Source organism: Virgisporangium aurantiacum (assembly GCF_016863635.1).
Classification (GTDB): Bacteria; Actinomycetota; Actinomycetes; order Mycobacteriales; family Micromonosporaceae; genus Virgisporangium; species Virgisporangium aurantiacum.
This window is the reverse complement of record NZ_BOPG01000090.1, coordinates 38,166-57,941: the sequence shown is the minus strand read 5'-3', so window position 1 is coordinate 57,941 and position 19,776 is coordinate 38,166. Positions and strand designations below refer to the sequence as shown.

20 protein-coding genes, 3 tRNA genes and 1 pseudogene are annotated in these 19,776 nt (G+C 73.5%); 20 read left to right on the top strand and 4 right to left on the bottom strand.

Going from position 1 to position 19,776, the window contains the following annotated elements:
- The first annotated feature begins 12 nt into the window (after nt 1–12).
- Entirely contained in the window at nt 13–1,278 is a 1,266-nt protein-coding gene (locus Vau01_RS53710) for an amidohydrolase family protein (protein ID WP_204009371.1), read from the top strand.
- Here the strand turns inward: Vau01_RS53710 and Vau01_RS53705 are convergent.
- Complete coding sequence (locus Vau01_RS53705; RefSeq protein WP_204009370.1) at nt 1,249–1,836, bottom strand: hypothetical protein; 588 nt, start codon at nt 1,834–1,836, stop codon at nt 1,249–1,251. The two genes, Vau01_RS53710 and Vau01_RS53705, sit on opposite strands and share 30 nt — an antisense overlap.
- Before the next feature lie 238 nt (nt 1,837–2,074).
- On the opposite strand from Vau01_RS53705, the gene Vau01_RS53700 reads away from it, so the two are divergent.
- The 5 genes from Vau01_RS53700 (at nt 2,075) to Vau01_RS53680 (ending at nt 3,803) form a co-directional block, all read left to right on the top strand.
- Nucleotides 2,075–2,146 (top strand) — tRNA-Arg (locus Vau01_RS53700).
- A 12-nt stretch (nt 2,147–2,158) separates the two neighbouring features.
- Nucleotides 2,159–2,232, top strand: a tRNA-Pro gene (locus tag Vau01_RS53695).
- 25 nt (nt 2,233–2,257) lie between these two features.
- Nucleotides 2,258–2,343, top strand: a tRNA-Ser gene (locus tag Vau01_RS53690).
- Nucleotides 2,344–2,400: 57 nt separating this feature from the next.
- Complete coding sequence (locus Vau01_RS53685) at nt 2,401–2,754, top strand: PadR family transcriptional regulator (RefSeq protein ID WP_204009368.1); 354 nt, start codon at nt 2,401–2,403, stop codon at nt 2,752–2,754.
- The gene (locus Vau01_RS53680) at nt 2,751–3,803 is read left to right on the top strand and encodes a GlsB/YeaQ/YmgE family stress response membrane protein (RefSeq protein ID WP_204009367.1); all 1,053 of its coding nucleotides are present in this window, start codon (nt 2,751–2,753) and stop codon (nt 3,801–3,803) included. Before Vau01_RS53685 ends, Vau01_RS53680 begins: the two co-directional genes overlap by 4 nt.
- 15 nt (nt 3,804–3,818) lie before the next feature.
- On the opposite strand, the gene Vau01_RS53675 is transcribed toward Vau01_RS53680, so the two are convergent.
- Entirely contained in the window at nt 3,819–4,823 is a 1,005-nt protein-coding gene (locus Vau01_RS53675; protein ID WP_204009365.1) for a 5'-3' exonuclease, read from the bottom strand.
- Nucleotides 4,824–4,928: 105 nt separating this feature from the next.
- On the opposite strand from Vau01_RS53675, the gene Vau01_RS53670 reads away from it, so the two are divergent.
- The 3 genes and pseudogenes from Vau01_RS53670 to Vau01_RS64140 all read left to right on the top strand — a co-directional run.
- Nucleotides 4,929–5,735, top strand: a complete 807-nt coding sequence (locus tag Vau01_RS53670) for a class I SAM-dependent methyltransferase (RefSeq protein ID WP_204009364.1) — start codon at nt 4,929–4,931, stop codon at nt 5,733–5,735.
- Between the two features lie 10 nt (nt 5,736–5,745).
- Complete coding sequence (locus Vau01_RS53665) at nt 5,746–7,518, top strand: AfsR/SARP family transcriptional regulator (RefSeq protein ID WP_204009362.1); 1,773 nt, start codon at nt 5,746–5,748, stop codon at nt 7,516–7,518.
- 37 nt (nt 7,519–7,555) lie between these two features.
- A pseudogene (locus Vau01_RS64140) lies at nt 7,556–8,365 on the top strand (serine/threonine-protein kinase); the annotation flags it as partial.
- A gap of 380 nt (nt 8,366–8,745) precedes the next feature.
- Here the strand turns inward: Vau01_RS64140 and Vau01_RS64135 are convergent.
- Nucleotides 8,746–9,579 carry a TIGR02452 family protein gene (locus Vau01_RS64135; RefSeq protein WP_239152733.1) on the bottom strand — a complete coding sequence of 278 codons (834 nt, stop codon included), beginning with the start codon at nt 9,577–9,579 and terminating at the stop codon, nt 8,746–8,748.
- A gap of 84 nt (nt 9,580–9,663) precedes the next feature.
- On the opposite strand from Vau01_RS64135, the gene Vau01_RS53655 reads away from it, so the two are divergent.
- From Vau01_RS53655 to Vau01_RS53635, 5 genes are read left to right on the top strand one after another with little or no spacing between them, the layout of a single operon-like run.
- Nucleotides 9,664–10,794: a sensor histidine kinase gene (locus tag Vau01_RS53655; RefSeq protein WP_204009359.1), complete on the top strand. Its 1,131-nt coding sequence runs from the start codon at nt 9,664–9,666 to the stop codon at nt 10,792–10,794.
- A gap of 44 nt (nt 10,795–10,838) precedes the next feature.
- Nucleotides 10,839–11,744, top strand: a complete 906-nt coding sequence (locus Vau01_RS53650; RefSeq protein WP_204009357.1) for an ABC transporter ATP-binding protein — start codon at nt 10,839–10,841, stop codon at nt 11,742–11,744.
- On the top strand, nt 11,744–12,583 hold the full coding sequence (locus Vau01_RS53645) for an ABC transporter permease (protein ID WP_204009352.1): 840 nt from the start codon (nt 11,744–11,746) through the stop codon (nt 12,581–12,583). The genes Vau01_RS53650 and Vau01_RS53645 overlap by 1 nt, the downstream gene beginning before the upstream one ends.
- Nucleotides 12,580–13,077, top strand: coding sequence for a hypothetical protein (locus Vau01_RS53640; protein ID WP_204009350.1), 498 nt, complete (start codon nt 12,580–12,582; stop codon nt 13,075–13,077). Before Vau01_RS53645 ends, Vau01_RS53640 begins: the two co-directional genes overlap by 4 nt.
- The gene (locus tag Vau01_RS53635) at nt 13,074–13,724 is read left to right on the top strand and encodes a response regulator (RefSeq protein ID WP_204009348.1); all 651 of its coding nucleotides are present in this window, start codon (nt 13,074–13,076) and stop codon (nt 13,722–13,724) included. The genes Vau01_RS53640 and Vau01_RS53635 overlap by 4 nt, the downstream gene beginning before the upstream one ends.
- Before the next feature lie 3 nt (nt 13,725–13,727).
- Here Vau01_RS53635 and Vau01_RS53630 read toward each other — a convergent pair whose 3' ends face one another.
- On the bottom strand, nt 13,728–14,270 hold the full coding sequence (locus Vau01_RS53630) for a dihydrofolate reductase family protein (RefSeq protein ID WP_204009347.1): 543 nt from the start codon (nt 14,268–14,270) through the stop codon (nt 13,728–13,730).
- Nucleotides 14,271–14,542: 272 nt separating this feature from the next.
- On the opposite strand from Vau01_RS53630, the gene Vau01_RS53625 reads away from it, so the two are divergent.
- From Vau01_RS53625 to Vau01_RS53600, 6 genes are all read left to right on the top strand, one after another.
- Nucleotides 14,543–14,869: a YciI family protein gene (locus Vau01_RS53625; protein ID WP_204009345.1), complete on the top strand. Its 327-nt coding sequence runs from the start codon at nt 14,543–14,545 to the stop codon at nt 14,867–14,869.
- A gap of 13 nt (nt 14,870–14,882) precedes the next feature.
- On the top strand, nt 14,883–16,130 hold the full coding sequence (locus Vau01_RS53620) for an RNA polymerase sigma factor (RefSeq protein ID WP_204009343.1): 1,248 nt from the start codon (nt 14,883–14,885) through the stop codon (nt 16,128–16,130).
- Between the two features lie 310 nt (nt 16,131–16,440).
- The gene (locus tag Vau01_RS53615; RefSeq protein WP_239152731.1) at nt 16,441–17,346 is read left to right on the top strand and encodes an ABC transporter ATP-binding protein; all 906 of its coding nucleotides are present in this window, start codon (nt 16,441–16,443) and stop codon (nt 17,344–17,346) included.
- Entirely contained in the window at nt 17,343–18,074 is a 732-nt protein-coding gene (locus Vau01_RS53610) for an ABC transporter permease (protein ID WP_204009342.1), read from the top strand. The genes Vau01_RS53615 and Vau01_RS53610 overlap by 4 nt, the downstream gene beginning before the upstream one ends.
- A 12-nt stretch (nt 18,075–18,086) precedes the next feature.
- Nucleotides 18,087–19,166: a sensor histidine kinase gene (locus tag Vau01_RS53605; protein ID WP_204009340.1), complete on the top strand. Its 1,080-nt coding sequence runs from the start codon at nt 18,087–18,089 to the stop codon at nt 19,164–19,166.
- Nucleotides 19,163–19,768, top strand: a complete 606-nt coding sequence (locus tag Vau01_RS53600; protein WP_204009338.1) for a response regulator transcription factor — start codon at nt 19,163–19,165, stop codon at nt 19,766–19,768. Before Vau01_RS53605 ends, Vau01_RS53600 begins: the two co-directional genes overlap by 4 nt.
- Nucleotides 19,769–19,776 lie beyond the last annotated feature (8 nt).

Genomic DNA, 19,776 nt, shown 5'->3' with positions numbered 1-19,776 from the left:
AGGGTTCGCGTCGTGCTGAAGCTGATCCGCGCCGCGACCGTCCTCACCGGACGGCCGGGAGAGTCCATCCGCAACGGGGAGGTGCTCGTCGACGGGACGCGCATCGCCGGGGTCGGTGAGCGCGGCAGCCTCGACGTGCCGCCGTCCGCTCTCGTCCTGGATCTTCCCGGCCGGACCCTGATGCCCGGGCTCGTCGACGCGCACGTGCACCTCGGCTTCGACGACCGGGTCGACCCGGTCACCGGGCAGACCGCCGAGTCCGACCCGCGGCTGCTGCTGCGGATGGCCGAGAACGCGCGCAAGCTCGTGTCCGCGGGCGTCACCCTGGCCCGGGACCTCGGCGGCCGCAACTTTCTCGACGTGGCCCTGCGCGACTCGATCGCCGCCGGCCTCACGGTCGGGCCGAACCTGCTCGTCGCGACCCGGCCGATCACCCCGACCGGCGGGCACTGCTGGTACATGGGCGGCGAGGCCGATGATCTTTCCGGGGTGCGGCGGGTCGCGCGGGAGAACCTGCGCGCCGGCGCCGACGTGCTGAAGGTGATGGCGTCGGGCGGCCAGATGACCGCGGTCGCTCCGCCGGCGTGGCGGTCCCAGTTCGACGTGACGCAGCTGCGCGCGATCGTGGAGGAGGCGGAGCTGCGCGGCAAGGGGGTGGCGGCGCACGCCCATTCGCCGGAGTCTATTTCGGACGTGCTGGAAGCCGGCGTGACGACGATCGAGCACTGCACGTTCCTGACGCCCACGGGCTACGCGTACGACGCCGATCTCGTCGCGCGGATCGCCTCCTCCGGGGTGTACGTCTGCCCGACCGTGCACGGGCAGTTCGAGGCGATCCGTTCGCGGGTCGGGTCGGCACCGCTCGACGGGTGGCTGTCGATGCTCACGCGGATGCGCGACGCCGGGGTAAGGCTGGTGGCCGGTGACGACTGCGGGTTCCACCTCGGCGACCTGGACAAGGCGGCCGACGACTACGTCGGCGGGCTCGAGGTGTTCGCGCTGGCCGGTTTCAGCGCCGCCGAGATCATCGAACTGGCGACGGTGACCGCGGCGGCGGCGTGCGGGGTCGGCGACGAGACGGGCAGCCTCGACGCCGGCAAGCGGGCCGACATCATCGCGGTGCACGGCGATCCGCTGTTCGACCTGGCGGCGCTGCGCGAGATCGACCTCGTGCTGGTGGCCGGCCGGGCGGTGACGCAGTCCGGTGTGGACACGGTGGCCGGGTCGAGCGGCGGCGGGCCGGACTCGCTACGGTCCGACCCCGGTGGCGGGCCGTGACAGCATCGCCCGGAACTCGCGCTCCAGGGCGTCGCCGTCTCGTGCCGTGTACCGGATTCTGGCGCCGTCGATCAGCACCGTGACGGTGACCGCTCTGCCGTTGCGTTCCACCGAGACCGGTTCCAGGTCGGTCACCCGGATCCGCTTGTCGAGGTGTGACTCGGCCGGCTTCTTCTTCCACCACTGCGTGGCCCATCGCCGCGCCCCGGGGAACAGCAGCAGCGGGGCGAACAGCACCGCACCGACGACGGCTGCGGCGAGGAACAGCCAACCCACCGACTCGATCGCGGCCCGGGCGAGCAGCACGAGCAGGCACGGCACGCAGATGACGAGCAGCAGGACGGAGACCGGCTTCGCGTCCTCCTGCCACAGGTAGGCGGCGAGGCCACCGAACACGATCAGCACGATGAGCGAGATGCCGGTCGTGGCGTCGCCGAGCAGCCGGTCGCCCCAGATCTCGAGCCGCTTCGGCTGCGGCAGGGCGCGGTAGCCGGTTCCGGTGAACCGCAGGGTCACCCGGCCACCCGGGCGGGCCCGAACCCCCGTAACGTCGGTCATGCCATGACACGGTAATGGGTTGTGTCTGCTTGCGGGTGGGTCGTATTCTCGTGGAGACGCCAAGCACGGGAAGGGGAAGCGAGATGTTCCGACGTTCATCGTCCGCACCGCGATCCTTCCAGTCGCGACCGGTACCGGGGCGACCGTAGGCATTGGCAACACGCCTACGCCGCCCACCCGCACCGGGTCCGGGCGGCTTTTCTTCGCTCTGATTTAACCGTCCTTTGTGGACGGTCATGCCTACGTGGTCCAAAGGAGAAGACACAGGTCTACGAAACCTGGGATCGGGGTTCGATTCCCTGCGTGGGCACGCACGTATCAACGGGTTGTGGCGCAGCTTGGGAGCGCGCTGCTTTCGGGTAGCAGAGGTCGTCGGTTCAAATCCGGCCAACCCGACTGTGCTGTTGTTTGTTGTTCGCTCGGAGAGGCCAGCCGACAGTTGGCGCCGGCCGCGGTTTCGAAAACCGTTGGGGGACACCCGTAGGAGTTCGACCCTCCTCCTCTCCGCTTCGGTTCCGCATGTCCTCGTTGCGAGCATACCTTCGTCACCGATATATTGCCGCCATGCGGGAGACGTTGCAAGAACCCACGTTCCTGATCCTCACCGCGCTCGCGGCCGGGCCGCTGCACGGATACGGCCTGATCACCGAGGTCGCCACGCTGTCCGGCGGGCGGGTCGAACTGCGCCCGGGCACCCTGTACGGCGCCCTCGACCGCCTCGGCGACGACGGCCTCGTCACCGCCGACCGCGAGGAAATCGTCGACGGCCGCCTGCGCCGCTACTACCGCCTCACCGACGACGGTGCTGCCGTCCTCGCCGCGGCCGCCGATCGGCTGCGCCGCAACGCGTTGGCGGCCACCCGGCGGTTGCGGGCCCGCTCCGCGACCGTCCGGCCGGCTGTGGGTGGCACGGCGTGATGGCGGGGTTCGGTGCGGCCGGTCGTGGCTTCCGGGCCGCTGTCGGCACGGTGCTGAGGGTCGCCGGTGTGCGCCGGACGCCCGACGAGGCGGATGCCGGGATGCGGCTGGCCGCCCGCTACCGGTGGCTGTTGCGCGCCTACCCGGCCGCGTACCGGGCCGAGCGGGGCGGCGAGATCCTCGACACCTATCTCGACGTCGCGGCCCGGCGGTCGTACGGCGTCTTCCGGGGGTGGCCCCGGCCGGCCGACGTCGTCGACCTGGTTGGCGCGGGCGTCCGGGCCCGGCTGCGGGCGCGTGGCTCGTCCGGCCTGGCCGACGCCGTTCCGTTCGCGTCGACGTTCGCCCTGTGCGCGGCGGTGGCGCTGGCCGCGGTGTGGCTGTCGACCGTCGAACCGCGGGCGGTGCCGGCCGGGATCGAGCTGCGGACGCTCGGGCCGGTGCAGTCCCTGGGCGCCGTCGCCTGGGTGGGCTGGATCCTGGCCGGGCTGAGCGCCGTCGCCCTGCCGGGTTGGGTCACCCGCCGGCTGGTGGCGGGTGCGGTCGCGGTCACCGTGCTGCTGGTGCCGGCGGCCGCGGTGACGCCGTTCGAGCGGCCGCCGCTGCTCGTGCTCGTGCCGCAGGTGGCGCTCGGGCTGCTCGCCCTGGGCTGGCGGGCGCACCGGGGCAGCCGGACCGCCGTCGGGATGTCGGCCGTCGCCACGGCGGGGCTGGCGTTCGCCGCGGCCGTCGACGGCGCGCCGCTGTACGGGTACTGGGCCACCGGCCGGGACGTCATGGCGTTCGTCGCCCTCGGGCTGGTGGCGGGCGCAGTCGGCACCGGGTTCGTGCGGGCGTTCCGGCGGGACGCCCGGGGCTGGTGGGCGACACTGCTCGTGCTGCCGCCGGCCGCCCTGCTGGTGGTGCAGCCCTTCGTGCGGATCGCTGGCGACACGACCGGCCTGACCACCGGCAACTGGTGGGCATACGCGGCGGCGGCCACGGGCCTGACGCTGTTCGCGATAGCGCCCCTCCCGCTGGCGACGGCCCTGCGCTCCCGCTGGCGCTGACCGCCGGCGCCTCCGTCAGAACAGGGCCATTTGACCTTCGCCGGGGGCGCGTCGTGACTGCGGCGTGCGGGCGCCCTCCCGGGGGCGGACGAACGGGACGGCCTCCTCCGGCACCGGGGGGCTGCCGCCGGTCAGGGCCCACAGGGACGGGCCGAGGATGATCCCGCGTCTGGCCAGGGCCCGGCGCATCACCAGGTAGTCCAGCGGGAGGCGAACGTCGTCGAGGGAGGGGAGGGGGAGGTCGTAACGCATGCGCATCAGGCGGCGGTTGCGGTCCACCGTCTCCCTGGTCTCGGCGGCCGAGAACGTGCGGGCGGCGGCCTCGCCGACGGCGGCGCGCAGGTCGTCGAACGCGGCCTTCAGCGCGGCGTCGACGCTGCCGAACGCGGCCAGCAACCGCGCCGCGGTGGTCGAGCCGAAGCCGCGGACACCGGGGAGGTTGTCGGAGGCGTCGCCACGCAGGGCGGCCAGGTCGGGGTACTGCCACGCCTCGACCCCGCACACGTCGGGCATCGAGACGGCGGTCACCAGCGTCGCGTTCTCCAGGCCGCCGTTGCGGACCCGCAGCACCGACGTGGTGGCATCGACCAGCGCGAACGAGTCGCGGTCGCTGGTGACCACGACGCACCGCCAGCCGCCGGCCCGGGCCAGCGCGACCGAACTGGCCAGCACGTCGTCGGCCTCGTAGCCGGTGGGCTGCACCACCTGGAAGGCGGCGTCCCGGAGCACCGACGGTGCCGCGAGAAGCTGCGAAAGAAGATCGTCCGGTTTGTCGGGGCGGTGCGCCTTGTACCCGGGGTAGTCGACCTTGCGGGCGGACGAGACGCCGCAGTCGAAGCCGACCAGGACCGCGTCGGGACGCAGTTGCGCGGCCGCCCGCGCGATGTACCCGACCAGCCCCTTGATCGCCCACACCGGCCGACCCCAGTCGTCGACGTGCTTTCCCGTGGCGGCGGCGTGGTAGGCGCGGTGCATGAGGCTGTTGCCGTCGAAGGACAGGAGCAACGGCTGGTCCGGCACGCCGTCCACCTTAGACCTGACAAGCAGCCGACACCCGGTTCACACGCCCCGTCACACGGTGCGCGAGGAGGATCTCGATCGAGAGAAACAGAGGAGCGCACAACCATGACGGACTTCGAAACCATCAAGAAGAACCAGCGGGCAGCCTGGGAGACCGGCGACTACCCGCGGGTCGGCAACACCTTGCAGATCATCGCCGAACTGCTGGTGGAGGCCGCCGACGTGCGGGCCGGCCAGCGGGTGCTCGACGTCGCCTGCGGCCAGGGCAACGCGGCGATGGCCGCCGCTCGCCGGTTCGCCGTCGCCAGCGGCGTCGACTACGCCCGGAACCTGCTGGAGCAGGGGCGCGAGCGGGCGAAGGCCGAGCACCTCGACGTCACCTTCATCGAGGGCGACGCCGAGAACCTGCCGGTCGGCGACCAGGAGTTCGACCTCACCTGCAGCACCGTCGGCGTCATGTTCGCCCCCGACCACCAGAAGGCGGCCGACGAACTCGTCCGCGCCACGAAGATCGGCGGGAAGATCGCGATCGCGAACTGGACCCCGAGCGGCATGGTCGGCCAGATGTTCAAGACCGTCGCCGGCTGGGCGCCGCCGCCGGCGGGCGTCCGTCCGGGGACGCTGTGGGGGACGCCCGGCCACCTGACCGAGCTGTTCGGTGACCGCGTGGAGTGGACCAACCTCACCGTGCGCACCTACGCGTTCCGCTACCTGAACGCCGAGCACTTCTCCGAGTGGTTCCGCGACTTCTACGGTCCGATCACGAGGCTGGCCGGCACGCTGTCGGACGACGACCTCAAGAAGTTCGCCGCGGAACTCGCCGACGTGCCGCGCGAGTTCAACGTCGCCGACGACGGGACGCTGGTCGCGCCGAGCGAGTACCTGGAAGCCGTGGGCGTCCGGCGCGCATAATCCCGAACGGATGGTCACGATCAGGCTGCTCGGACCGCCGGCCGTCGAGAAGGACGGCCGGCCGGTCCGCGCGCCCCGGGGACGCAAGGCGTGGGCACTGCTGTGCTACCTCCTGCTCGCCGACCGCCCGCCGGGCCGCCGGCACCTCGCCGAACTGCTGTTCGCCGACGCCGCCGACCCGCTGGGCGCGCTGCGCTGGACGCTCGCCGAGCTCCGGCGCGTCCTCGGCACCGACCTGTTCAAGGGCGACCCGGTCGACCGCACGCTGCCGGCCGGCTACGAGGTCGACCTCCACGGCGAGGACTCCGACGGCGACCTCCTCGAGGGGTTCGAGATCGACGCGGCCTTCGACGCCTGGTTGCTGGTCGAGCGGCACCGGGTCGCGGCGGCGATCGAGGCCCGGTTGCGCGCCGCGGCCGCCGCGGCGCTCGCGGCGAACAGGCCGGGGGACGCGGTGCCGTACGCCGCCCGCGCCGTCGCCCGCAACCCGTTGGAGCAGGGCAACCACGAACTCCTCGTGCGCGGGCTCGCGATGACCGGCGACCGGGCCGCCGCCGAGCGGCAGGTGGCGGCCTGCACCGACCTCCTGCGCCGGGAACTGGGTACGGAGCCGTCACCGGCGTTGCGGGAGGCGGCGACGCTCAGCTCGGCGTCCCCCAGCATCTTGCCGCTGCGCGGCCGCGCGGCGGCGCAGAGCCAGCTCGACGCCGGCCGCGCCGCGATCGCGGCCGGCGCCGTCGACGCCGGCCTGGAATGCCTGCGCCGGGCCGTCGCCGAGGCGGCCTCGTTCGGTGACGCGGCGTTGCGCGGCCGGGCGTTGGCGGCGCTCGGCGGCGCGCTGGTGCACGCGGTGCGCGGACGCGACGAGGAGGGCGCGGTCGTGCTGCAGGAGGCGATCGGCCACGCCACCCGCGCCGGCGACCGGGCGACGGCGGTGACCGCGCACCGCGAGCTAGGCTTCGTCGAGGTGCAGGCCGGCCGGCGGGCCACCGCCGAGAGCTGGCTGGCCCGGGCGACCGCCGATGCCGAGACCGACGACGAGCTCGCCGCGATCCTCGGCGTGCGCGGGATGAACGCCTCCGACTCCGGCGACTACGCGCGCGCGTTCGACCACCTCGACGACTCGGTGACCCGGGCGGCCCGGTGCGGCGACCACCGGCAGCACGCCTGGTCGCTGTCGCTGCTGGGCCGGGCGCACCTGCTGCGCGGCGAGCGGGCGCAGGCGGCCGCGGCCCTCGACGCCACGCTGGCGCTGGTGCACGACCAGCGGTGGATCGCGTTCCTGCCCTGGCCGCAGTCGCTGCGGGCGGAGCTCGACCTGGCCGCCGGTGACCTCGCCGCCGCCGCCGACGGGCTGGAGCACGCGTGGGCGCTGGGCTGCCAGCTCGGCGACCCGTGCTGGGAGGGCATGGCCGCGCGCGGGCTCGGCCTGCTCCACGCGGAGAAGGGCGAGCCCGGCGAGGCCGCCCGCTGGCTCGACGTGGCCGCGAGCCGCTGTTCCCGGGTGACCGACCGGTACCAGTGGGTGCACGCGCACGTCCTGGACACGGCGATCGGCGCCGCCCTCGACCGCGACGAGCCCGGCCGGGCCGAACCGATGCTGGCCGCGCTCAGTGCCCTGGCGGCCCGGTGTGACCTGCGTGAACTCGTGGTGCGGGCGCACCTGCACCGGCACCGGCTGGGTGACCGGGGCGCGCTCCGGGCGGCGCGCCTGCTCGCCGTCGACGTCGACAATCCGGCGCTGACCCCGCTGCTGTCCGTGTCCCCCGACCGGACGGGTTAGCCGGCTTTTCCGGTGGTCTGTCGGCTTTCGCATTGTTATGCACCGGGCGGCGGAGAAGCATTTCCTCGTGGCGGACGTTCGGGTGCTCGGCGGCCGGTACCGGCTGATCGAGCCGCTCGGCAGCGGTGGCATGTCGGTGGTGTGGCGCGGTTACGACGAGGTGCTGGGCCGGGCGGTGGCCGTCAAGGTGCTGCATCCGGGCGACGCCGTCGACGAGGACGCGCGGGAGCGCGTCCGGGTCGAGGCGCAACGCGCGGCCAAACTCGCCCACCCGTACATCACCGCCGTGCACGATTACGGCGTGTCGGGCGCCGGCGTCCCGTACGTGGTGATGGAACTGGTCGACGGCCCGACATTGGCCGACCTGATCGACGCCGGCCCGGTGCCGGTGGCCGACACGCTGCGCATCTGCGCCCAGGTGGCGGCCGCGCTGACCGCGGCGCACGCCCGCGGCGTGGTCCACCGCGACATCAAGCCGGCCAACATCCTGCTGTCCCGCGGCGGCGTGAAGGTGCTCGACTTCGGCATCTCCGCCCTCTCCGGCGAACCCGAACCCGCCCCCGACGGCCGGTCGGTGTGGGGCACACCGGCCTACCTGGCGCCCGAACGCATCGACGGGGGAGCGGTGACCCCGGCGTCCGACGTGTACGCGCTGGGCCTGCTGCTGTACCGGCTGCTCGCCGGCGGGATGCCGTGGCGGGCGGAGTCGGTGGCCGACCTGTTCGACGCCCACCGGTTCGTCGAGCCGGCGCCGCTGCCGACGGACCTGCCGGGGCTGCCGGCGGCGGTGCGCCGGATGTGCGACGACTGCCTGGCGAAGGACCCGCGCCGGCGACCGGCGGCGGGGGAGGTCGCGCGGGTGCTCTCGGCCGCGGCCGGCCGCCCGGGAACGGCCGCCGGGATGGCGGCAGGATTCGGCGTGGGCGCAGCAGCGACGGCGGGCGCGGGAGCGGCGGGGAGTTTGGGCGCGAGGGCGGCGGGCCTGGGCGCGGCGGCGGCGGGAGATTTGGGCGCGGGAACGGCGGCGGGCGCGAGCGCGGGAGTGGCGGCGGGATCTGGTCCGGGATCGGAATCGTTTAGGCGTCGGACGGCGGTGCGGGCTGTGCCCGTCCCCTCGGGGTTGAAGAGGGGAATCACCCGGCGGCGGCGGATGGCGGCCGGGGTGGCCGCGGCCGTTGCCGCGACGGTGGCGCTCGGCTTCGTGGCGGCCGCGACCCCGCGGGGGCCTCAGTCTTCCGGCAGGACGACCCAGTCGTCGATCACGGTGCCCGACGACGGCGCGAACACCGACTCGAAGGCGCGGTACACCGGCGTGCCCGACCTGCCGTCGCGGATCGCGAAGACGATCCGGTCGAACTGAGCGACCTCGCGGAGCGCGTCGGCGAAGGCGTTCGCGACGGTGGCGGGGTCGTTGCGGAACACGCCGCAGCCCCATGCGCCGAGCACCAGCGTGCGGTGGCCGTGGGCGGCCGCGACCCGGAGCACCCGCGTCGCCCGGCGGGCGAGGACCGCGGGGAGGTCGCGTGCGTCGGCGGGCTGGTTGCGGTGGATCGCGCCGGCGTTCGGGGCGGCGGCGGTGAGGAACGACGTGGTGTAGGGCTCGTCGAGGAGGGCGCCCTTGTCGTCGCGGAAGACCGGGACGGCCGGCGAGTAGATCACGCGGTCGGTGTAGCGGAGGTCGCGCTGGTCGCGGTGGTGGGCATAGAAATCGGACGCGGCACGCAGGCACGGGTACAGCGCCGACGCCCGCGCGAGGTCCTCCTCCTGCGCCTTGGCGCCGCCGAGGAAGCCGCCGCCGGGGTTCTTTGCGGAGGCGAAGACGAGGGCGGCGACGTCGCCCTGCAGTCGGCGGGTCGCGACGAGCGTGGACTCGTGGGTGACCTCGATGTCGGGCGTGCCCGGTGCGGCCTTCGGGAGGGTCTCGCCCGGTTCGTACAGGCGGGTGCCGGCGACCGCCGCCGCGACGTCGATCGTGACCTGGCGGCCCGACGGCGTGCGGTAGTGGCCCGCCCCGGCGATCTCCACCGTGACCCGGGCGATCTCCCGCAGCCTGCCGCTCACCCGCACAGCGTGGCCGCCCACCCGGTGATCGACAACCGAAATACGTTGGCGGGCGTACGCGGTGCGGGGCGGCGGGCGACCATCATGGACAGCGTGATGAGCGGGCAGCGGCGGGCGGTCGCGGGTGAGGTGGGGCTCGCCGTCGGGCTGCTGGTGCTCTGTCTGGCGACGCTGCCGGTCATCGCGCGGGTGCGGACCGAGGACAAGGCACCGGATCTGGCCGCGGTGGCGCTGATCGTGGTGGCCACGGCGGCGCTCGCGTTCCGGCGGCGGTGGCCGGTGGCGACGCTGGTGGTGGCGACCGTGGCCACCTCGGCGTACCTGGTGCTCGGCTACCCGCCCGGCCCGGTTCTCGTGTCGGCGGCGGTGGGCGTGTACTCGGTGGCCCGCCGGCTGTCGATGGCCGTGGCGGCGGTCGCCGCCGGTGGGGCGCTCGTCGTGCTGTCGGCACACATCGTCACCGACAATGCGACGATCGCCGGGCTGATCCCGGCGACGGCGTGGGTGGCGATCCCGTTCACGGTGGGCGTGGCCCGCCGGATGGTGCAGGAGGCGGTGGCCCGGGAGCGGGCCGAGGCCGAGCGGCGGCTGGTCGACGCGGAGCGGCTGCGGCTGGCGCAGGAGGTGCACGACGTGGTCGGGCACGGGCTGGCCGCGATCCAGATGCAGGCCGACATCGCGCTGCACATGCAGCAGACGAAACCCGGGCAGGCGCACGTGGCGCTGGCGGCGATCAGCCGGGCCAGCTCCGACGCGCTGGCCGAACTGCGGGCGACGCTGGCCGCGATCACGCCGGACGTCTCCGGCGACCGCGCGCCGACGCCCGGGCTGGCCCGCGTCGACGACCTGCGCCGCCGCGTCGAGGACGCCGGGGTGACCGTCGACCTCGCGGTGCAGGGCCCGCCCCGCACCCTGCCGGCCGCCGCCGACCTCGCCGCCTACCGCATCCTGCAGGAGTCGTTGACCAACGTGGTCAAGCACTCGCCGCACCCGATGGCGACCGTGGAGATCGCGTACCGGGCCGAGGGGGTCACCCTCACCGTCGCGAACCAGGACCTCGACGCGGGGTCGCACGTCGAGGGCTTCGGCATCGCGGGCATGCGGCGCCGCGTGGCCCATCTCGGGGGGACGCTCACCGCGGGGACCGGGCGCGCCGGCGTCTTCGAGGTGCGCGCGGAGATTCCTACGCCCGCGGACGTAGCCGAGGAGTCGTAGCGCGACGGACGTGTCCTTCCCGTGCGTTCACGAGCATGGGACGCATGACTCAGACCGTTGTCGCCACGGACGGATTGACGAAGCGCTACGGCACCCGGGCCGCCGTCGACGGCGTGACGCTCGAGGTGCGCCGCGGCGAGGTGTACGGGTTCCTCGGCCCGAACGGGGCCGGCAAGACGACGACGCTGCGCATGCTGCTCGGCCTGGTGCGGCCGACCGCCGGAACCGCGTCGGTGCTGGGCCACCCGCCGGGGGCGCCCGACGCGCTGCGCCGGGTGGGCGCGCTGGTCGAGGGGCCGGGGTTCTACCCGTACCTGTCCGGCCGGCAGAACCTCCGGGTGCTGGCCCGCTACCGGGGCCTCGACGACCGCGCCGCCGACCGGGCGCTCGACCGGGTCGACCTGGCGGCCCGCGGCAAGGACCGGTTCCGCACCTACTCGCTGGGCATGAAGCAGCGGCTGGGCGTCGCGGCGGCCCTGCTCGGCGACCCCGACCTGCTGATCCTCGACGAGCCGACCAACGGCCTCGACCCGGCCGGCATGGCCGCGATGCGCATGCTCGTGGTCGACGTGGCCGCGGGCGGGCAGACGGTGCTGCTGTCGAGCCACCTGCTGGCCGAGGTGCAGCAGATCTGCGAGCGGGTCGGCGTGGTCGCGGACGGGCGGCTGCTGCACCAGGGCACGGTCGACCAGATGCGCGGCGGGTCGGTGCTGGAGGTGCGCGCGGCGCCGGTCGCGGTCGCCGCACGGGTGGTGTCGCGCGTGGCCGGCGTGGAGGTGACGGCGGGCCTGGACGACCACGGCCACGAGGTGCTGACCGTGCCGGCCGCCGGGGTCGACGTGCCCGAACTGGCCCGGAACCTGGTGCACGAGGGCGTCGACCTGCACACGCTGGTGGTGCGGGAACGGGCGCTCGAAGAGGTCTTCCTGAGCATGACGGGGGTGTCGTGATGAGTGTTCTGCAGGCCGAACTGTTGCGGCTGCGCCGCTGGCCGACGCTGTGGGTGCTCGCCGGCGTCTGGACCGCGTTGCAGGTGATGTTCTCGTTCGCCTTCCCGTACATGGCGTACCGGTCCGACGATCCCGCCACCGCCTTTCAAGGCTCTTCGGGCGATCTGCTCGGCGGGATGCTGCCGCCGGCCGTGCCCGCGATCCTCGTCGCCGGCACGCCGATGTTCGGCGGCGCGATCGTGCTGATCTTCGGCGCGCTCGCCGCCGGCAGCGGCTACGGCTGGGGCACGTGGAAGACCGTGCTGACCCAGGGGCCGGGGCGGGGGACCGCACTGGGCGGCACGATCGCGTCGGTCGGCGTGTTCGTCGTCGGGCTGGTGCTGTGGACGCTGTGCCTCGATCTGGTGCTGTCGTGCGTGATCGCGCTCAGCGAGTCCCGGAGCGTTGTTCTTCCGGGCCTTGCCGACACCGCGCGGGCGGCCGGCGGCGCGGCCCTGGTGTTGGGAATGTGGGCCGCCGCGGGCATTTTTCTGGGGACCGTGACGCGCGGGCCGGCGTTGAGCGTCGGGCTCGGTCTGGTGTGGACGTTCGTGGTCGAGAACCTGTTGCGCGGCGCGGCGAACCTGCTCGACGCGTTGGCCGTGGTGACCGACCGGCTGCCGGGCACCGCGGCGGGCTCGCTGGCCGGTGCGCTCGGCGCGACCGCCGAGGGACCCGACGCCACGCCCGGGGTGCTGACCGTCCTCAGTGGACCGTCCGCGGCCGTTCTCACCGCCGCGTATCTGGCGGCGTTCCTCGCCGCCGCGGTCGTGCTCATGCGGCGCCGGGACCTGTCATGACTTCCTTGCGCTGGCATCCGGGTCCGCGGACGCGGAAGACGTTGCTGTTGCTGCACATCCTGTCGTCCGGCGCCTGGCTCGGCATCGACGTGGTGCTCGGGATCCTGGTGTTCACCGCGATCCTGTCCGGCGACTCGTCGGTCGCGGCGTCGGCGATCGCGAGCACCGGGCTCTTCGCGACGTGGCCGCTCGCGCTGATGGGCCTGCTGTGCCTGCTTTCCGGCGTGCTGCTGAGCACGGGCTCGAAGTACGGGCTGGTGCGGTACTGGTGGGTGGCGGTGAAACTGGTCCTCAACGTGGTGCTGGTGACGCTCGTCCTCGTGCTGCTGATGCCGACGCTGGGCCCGCTGGCCGCCGACGCGCGCTCCGGCGGCCCGCTGCCCGACATCGGCAACCTCGCCTTCCCGCCGGTCGTGTCGACGGTGGCCGTGCTGGTGGCGATGACGCTGTCGGTGTTCAAACCGTGGGGACGCGTACGATCGGGCCCGCGATGATTTCCGTGCTGGTGGTCGACGATCAGGATCTCGTCCGGCTGGGCCTGCGGGCCCTGCTGGAGAACGAGGACGGGTTCGCCGTCGCCGGTGAGGCCGCCGACGGTCTCGCCGCCGTCGACCTCGCCGTCCGCACGAAGCCCGACGTCGTGCTGATGGACATCCGCATGCCCGGCATCGACGGGTTGGAGGCGACCCGCCGGATCGTCGCCAACCCCGCCCTCGCCGAGACCCGCGTGATCGTCCTGACCACGTTCGAACGCGACGAGTACGTCTTCGACGCGCTCCGCCTCGGCGCGAGCGGCTTCCTGCTGAAGGACACGCCGCCCGCGCGCCTGATCGAGGCGATGCAGACCGTGGTCGACGGCGGCGCCCTGCTGGCGCCGTCGGTCACCCGGACGCTGATCCGCGAGTTCGCCGGCCAGCAGCACCGCGTGGTCACCCCGCACCCGAACCTGGGCCAGCTGACCGAGCGCGAACGCGAGGTGGTCGGCCTCGTCGCCCAGGGGATGAACAACGACGAGATCGCCCGCGAACTGGTGGTGAGCCCGGCGACCGCGCGGACCCACGTGAGCCGCGCGATGATCAAGCTGGGCGCGCGGGACCGCGCCCAGCTCGTCGTGTTCGCGTACCAGAGCGGCCTCGCGTAGCTCTTACGCCTTGCGGTAGACCAGGTGGACGACGCCGGACTTCAGCGGCGTGCAGGTCGCCAGCTCGAACGTGGCACCGGGGCCGGCCGGCGGGAACAGGCGTTCGCCGGTGCCGACGACCACCGGGTGCAGCAGCAGGCTGAGCTCGTCGACCAGGCCGGCGTCGAGCAGGGTGCGGGCCAGCGTCGTGCTCCCCACGACCGCGATCGACCCACCGGGTTCGGCCTTCAACGCCCGGACGGCGGGCAGGAGGTCTCCCTGGAGCTTGCGGGAGTTCTTCCAGGACAGGTCGCCGGCTTTTCCGGTCACCACGATCTTCTCCGGGCGGTTCATGTTCGCGACCACCGGGTCGTCGTCGGACCCGTGTGCGAACGCGCCGGCGAAGCTGTCGTAGGTGACGCGGCCCAGCAGCAACGTGTCGATGTCGCTGCCGGCGGGCCACATCGCGGCGAACATCTCCGCGTCCACGTACGTCATGTGCCACCGCTCGGGCGATTCGACGACGCCGTCCAGGGCGATGAACTCGGCGACGATGAGCTTGCGCATGATCTCCTCCAGGGTGATTGTCGGTCACCGGGTTCAGCGAACGACCCCCGCCCGAATCGACAAGATCCACGCTGGAAAAACGTCCTCGGTGGTCGATCTTGCAGTTGTGCCCGCCCTTTCGCCGGAATTCGCCCGTTTTTCGGCGAGCACAACTGCAAGATCAGGGGCGGTGTGGGCGGCCGCTGCTGCTGCGAGTCGCACCGCCAAACGCATCTGGCTCCAGTAAGCGCGCCGACGCCGCCTCCGGCATGCGTCTGGTTGGATGGGACGCCATGCGCTTCCTCATGACCATGAACGGTGGCGGGCCGACGGCCGACGAGACGCTCTACGCCGAGATGGGCCGGTTCATCGAAGAGCTCACCAACGCGGGCGTCCTCCTCGCGACCGGTGGCCTGGCGATGGACGGCACCCACGCGACGGCCAGCGGCGGGCGGGTGGCGTTCACCGACGGGCCGTACGCGGAGTCGAAGGAGACGATCGTCAGTTTCGCGCTCGTCGACGTGCGCTCCAAGGAGGAGGCGATCGAGTTGAGCCGCCGGTTCTGGGCGATCGTCAAGGACGGTGAGGGCGACCTCCGTCAGGTGTTCGGGCCCCAATGAGCAGAGAAACGCCGTGAGCCGGGATCCGCGGGCGACGGTCGAGGCGGTCTGGCGGCTCGAGGCGGCCCACATCGTCGCGGCGTTGGCGCGGCTGGTCCGCGACGTCGGGCTGGCCGAGGAGCTGGCCCAGGACGCGCTGGTGCTGGCGCTGGAGGAGTGGCCCGCCAAGGGAGTTCCGCCGAACCCGGCCGGGTGGCTGATGACCACGGCACGGCACCGGGCGATCGACCGGCTGCGCCGCGACGACCGGCTCGCCGACAAGGTCGCCGAGATCGGGCGCGACGTCGAGGCGGCGCAGCGCACGGCGGGCACCGCCGACTTCGACGCGGTGCTGGATCCGGACGACGTCCGCGACGACCTGCTCACGCTCATCTTCATGGCCTGCCACCCGGCGCTGCCCACCGAGTCGCGGGTGGCCCTGACGCTGCGCGTCCTCGGCGGGCTGGCCACCGACGAGATCGCCCGCGCGTTCGTGGTGCCCGAGGCGACCGTCGCCCAGCGGATCGTCCGGGCCAAGCGCGCGCTCGCCGGCAGGCGGTTCGAGCTTCCGCCGGCGGCCGAGCGCGCGGAACGGCTGTCGTCGGTGCTGGAGGTGGTGTACCTGATCTTCAACGAGGGCTACACGGCCACGGCCGGCGACGAGTGGATGCGTCCGGAACTGACCCACGAGGCGCTGCGCCTCGGCCGGGTGCTGGCCGGGCTCGCCCCGCACGAGCCCGAGGTGCACGGGCTGGTGGCGCTGATGGAGATCCAGGCATCGCGGACGGCGGCCCGCGTCGACCGCGACGGCACCCCCGTTCCGCTGCTGGAGCAGAACCGCGGCCGGTGGGACCAGTTGCTGATCCGGCGCGGGTACGCCGCGCTCCTGAGCGCCGAACGACTCGGAAAGCCGCCGGGGCCGTACGTCCTGCAGGCCGCGATCGCCGCCTGCCACGCCCGCGCGCGGCGGCCCGAGGACACCGACTGGGTGGCGATCGCCGCGCTGTACGGGTCGCTGCGGGCGGTCACGCCGACGCCGGTCGTCGAGGTGAACCGCGCGGTGGCCGTCGCGATGGCCTACGGACCGGAGCGGGGCCTGGAGATCCTGGACGGGATCGGCGAACTGCGTGGCTACCACCTGCTACCGTCCGTGCGGGGTGACCTGCTGGCCCGGCTCGGCCGCACCGCCGAGGCACGGGCGGAGTTCGCCCGGGCGGCGGAGCTCACCCGCAACGAGCGGGAGCGGGCGGTGCTCTTGCGGCGCGCCGATCCCATCATCTAGGACGAGACGGCGAAGATCGATTCGCCCGAACGGGCGTCTCCTCGGCCTTCCCACGATGTGGGCGCGCGAAGATCGGCGGCCGCGCTCACGGGCGTCCACGATTCGGACCCGCGGCCATGCTCAATGCGCTCGCTCCGCTCGCGCGGGCCGCGAGGCCTCGTAGGCGCCACCTTCCCTCGTCGCTCCGGTCGCTGCGCTCCCTTCACTCCTCAGTCCAGGCGACGCCGGCCCCGCGGCCATGACATCCGTCATGGCCGCGCCGTGACGGGCCGCAGCCCGCACAAGGCCGTACCCGCCCGACCATCGATTCATGCCAGTGATGACCACCAAGACCGGAGCCGTCCGGCTGACCGGCCTCACCAAGAGGTTCGGCGCGGTGACCGCCGTGGACGGCCTCGACCTCAGCATCGAACCCGGCGAGGTCGTGGCGCTGCTCGGACCCAACGGGGCCGGCAAGTCCACGACCATCGACCTGCTGCTCGGCCTGCTCCGGCCGGACGCCGGCACCGTCTCCCTCTACGACCTGGCCCCCGACCGGGCCATCGCCGCCGGCCGGGTCGGCGCGATGCTCCAGTCCGGGGGCCTGCTGCCCGACCTGAACGTCGCCGAGATCGTCACGCTCGCCGCCTCGCTGTACAAGGCGCACCGCCCCGTGCCCGAGGTGATGGCGCGGGCCGGGGTCGGCGACCTCGCCAAGCGCCGGGTCGGCACGCTGTCCGGCGGCCAGCGGCAACGGGTGCGGTTCGCGCTGGCGCTCGTCGCCGACCCCGACCTCATCGTGCTCGACGAGCCCACCACCGGCCTCGACGTGGAGGCCCGGCGGGCGTTCTGGACGGCGATGCACGCCGAGACGGCGCGGGGCCGCACGGTGCTGTTCGCCACCCACTACCTCGACGAGGCCGACGCCTACGCCGACCGGGTGGTGCTGATGCGCGCCGGCACGGTGATCGCCGACGGCACGCCCGCGCACATCAAGTCGCTGGTGGCGGGCCGCACGATCCGGGCCACGATCCCCGGGGCGCACCTCAGCGAACTCGCCGGGCTGCCCGGGGTGGACCGGGCCGAGGCGCGCGGGAACACCGTCCTCCTGACCTGTACCGATTCGGACGCCGCGCTGCGCGCGCTGCTGCGGCGCACGGCCGCCCGCGACATCGAAGTCTCCGCGCACGGCCTCGAGGACGCGTTCCTCGCTCTCACGTCTGGAGAAACCCGGTGAACCTGACATACCTGCGCCTGGAGGTCGTCCGGGTGCTCCGCAACAAGCGGGTCCTCGTCTTCAGCATTCTGCTGCCGTCGATCCTGCTGCTCGTGATCGGCTCACCGGACAAGCACGAGGCCTACCAGGGGACGACGGTCGCCGCCTACATCATGGTCAGCATGGGGATCTTCGGGGCGATGTCGTCGGCGACCGGCGCGGCCGGGTCGATCGCGGTCGAGCGCGGCGTCGGCTGGAACCGGCAACTGCGCCTGACGCCGCTGAACCCGCTGAAGTACGTGCTGAGCAAGGTGGTGCTCGCCCTTGTTCTCGTTCTCCCGCCGTTGACCGTCGTTTATGCCCTGGGCGCGGCGTTCCTCGACGTGCGGCTCAGCGCCGGCACCTGGGCGCTGGTGTTCCTCGGCTCGTGGCTGTCGGCGCTGCCGTTCGCCGCGCTCGGCCTGATCATCGGGTACGTGGCGAAGCCGGAGAGCATCCAGCAGGTCAGCGGACTGCTGTTCTTCCTGCTCGCGCTGTTCGGCGGGCTGTGGTTGCCGCTGGACCAGATGCCGCACGCGATGCGCGTCGTCGCCACCTGGACGCCGGCCTACTGGGCCGCCGACGTGGCCCGCGCGCCGCTCACGCACGGCTCGCTCGACGGCAAGGCGGTGCTGGTGCTGCTGGCGTGGGCGGTCGGGCTGGGGATCATCGGGATCCGCCGGTTCCGGGTCGACACGGCACGGGCATGAGAGCTTGTTAGCGTGCGCCATTTCCGCTTCGTGTGGCTGTGGGTCGCCGTCTGGCTGGTCTACATGGTCTACCCGATCGAGGCCGCCTGGCAGCACCCGGAGACGTGGCGGCGGGTGGTCGGCGTCGCCGCGGCCGTCGCGTACTCGGCGGTGTACGTCGTCGGGTTCCTGCGGCTGCGGATGTCGCTGCGGGGCAAGGCCCGGCGGATCGGGCGGCCCGAGACCACCGCGATCCTGGCGTCGATGATCGCGCTGGTGGTGGTGCTGGCGCTGGCCATCGGCCAGCCGTCGATGACGGCGCTGGTGTACCTCGCGGCGATGGCGGTGTTCGCGCTGCCGACCCGCGCGGCCTGGGCGCTGGTCGGCGTGCTCGCGGCGGCGGCGCTCGTGCTGCCCCGTACGCTCCCCGGGTGGACGCGCAACGACGACCTCGCCTTCCAGGTGGGCATCGCCGCGCTGGCCGTGTGGGGCGTCGTGCACCTGGTGGAGCGCAACACGCAGCTCGCCGCGGCGCGCGAGGAGATCGAGCGGCTGGCCGTCGACGCGGAGCGCAACCGGTTCGCCCGCGACCTGCATGACCTGCTCGGCCACTCGCTCACGGTGGTGTCGGTGAAGGCGGAGCTCGCCGGCCGGCTGCTGCACCTGGCCCCCGACCGGGCCGAGGCCGAGCTGTCCGACATCCAGCGGCTGGCGCGGGAGGCGCTCACCGACGTGCGGACCGCGGTCGGCGGGTACCGCGAGGTGTCGCTCGGCGTCGAGCTGGCCCGGGCGCGGGGTGCGCTGGCGGCCGCAGGGATCGAGGCGTCGCTGCCGGCCGATTGCGGGGTTGTTCCGGCCGCGCGGCAGGAGCTGTTCGGCTGGGTGGTGCGGGAGGGGGTCACGAACGTGGTGCGGCACAGCGGTGCGCGGACCTGCCGCGTCCTCTTGTCGGGCCGTTCGGTCGAGATCCTGGACGACGGCCGGGGGCCGTCAGATTCCGGCGGCGGCGCGGGCCTGGCCGGGCTCCGCGAACGGGTCGCGGCCGCCGGTGGTGCGCTGTCCATCGGACGCGCGGACAGCGGCGGGTTCGTGTTGACGGTGACGGTGCCGTGATCCGCCTCCTGCTCGCCGACGACCAGGCGCTCGTGCGGGGCGCGCTGGCCGCGCTGCTCGACCTGGAGATCGACCTCGAGGTGGTGGCCGAGGTGGGCCGCGGCGACGAGGTGGTCGAGGCGGCCCGGCGCACCCGTCCCGACGTCGCGCTGCTCGACGTCGAGATGCCCGGCCTCGACGGCATCGCCGCGACGGCCGCCCTGCGCGCGGCCGTGCCCGCGTGTCGCGTTCTCGTGGTGACGACGTTCGGCCGGCCCGGCTACCTGCGGCGGGCCATGGAGGCGGGCGCGGGCGGCTTCGTCGTGAAGGACACGCCGGCCCGGGAACTGGCCGACGCGGTCCGCCGGGTGGCGCTGGGGCTGCGCGTGGTGGACCCGACGCTGGCCGCGGAGACGCTGGCCAGCGGCGACACCCCGCTGACCCCGCGCGAGACGGGCGTCCTGCGGGCGGCCCGCGAGGGCGGGACGGTCGCCGACATCGCCTTTTCGCTGGGTCTCTCCGAGGGCACGGTGCGCAACCACCTGTCCGCCGCGATCGGCAAGACCGGCGCCCGTACCCGGGCCGAGGCGGTGCGCATCGCCGACGAGCGGGGTTGGCTCTGAGGCCTTAA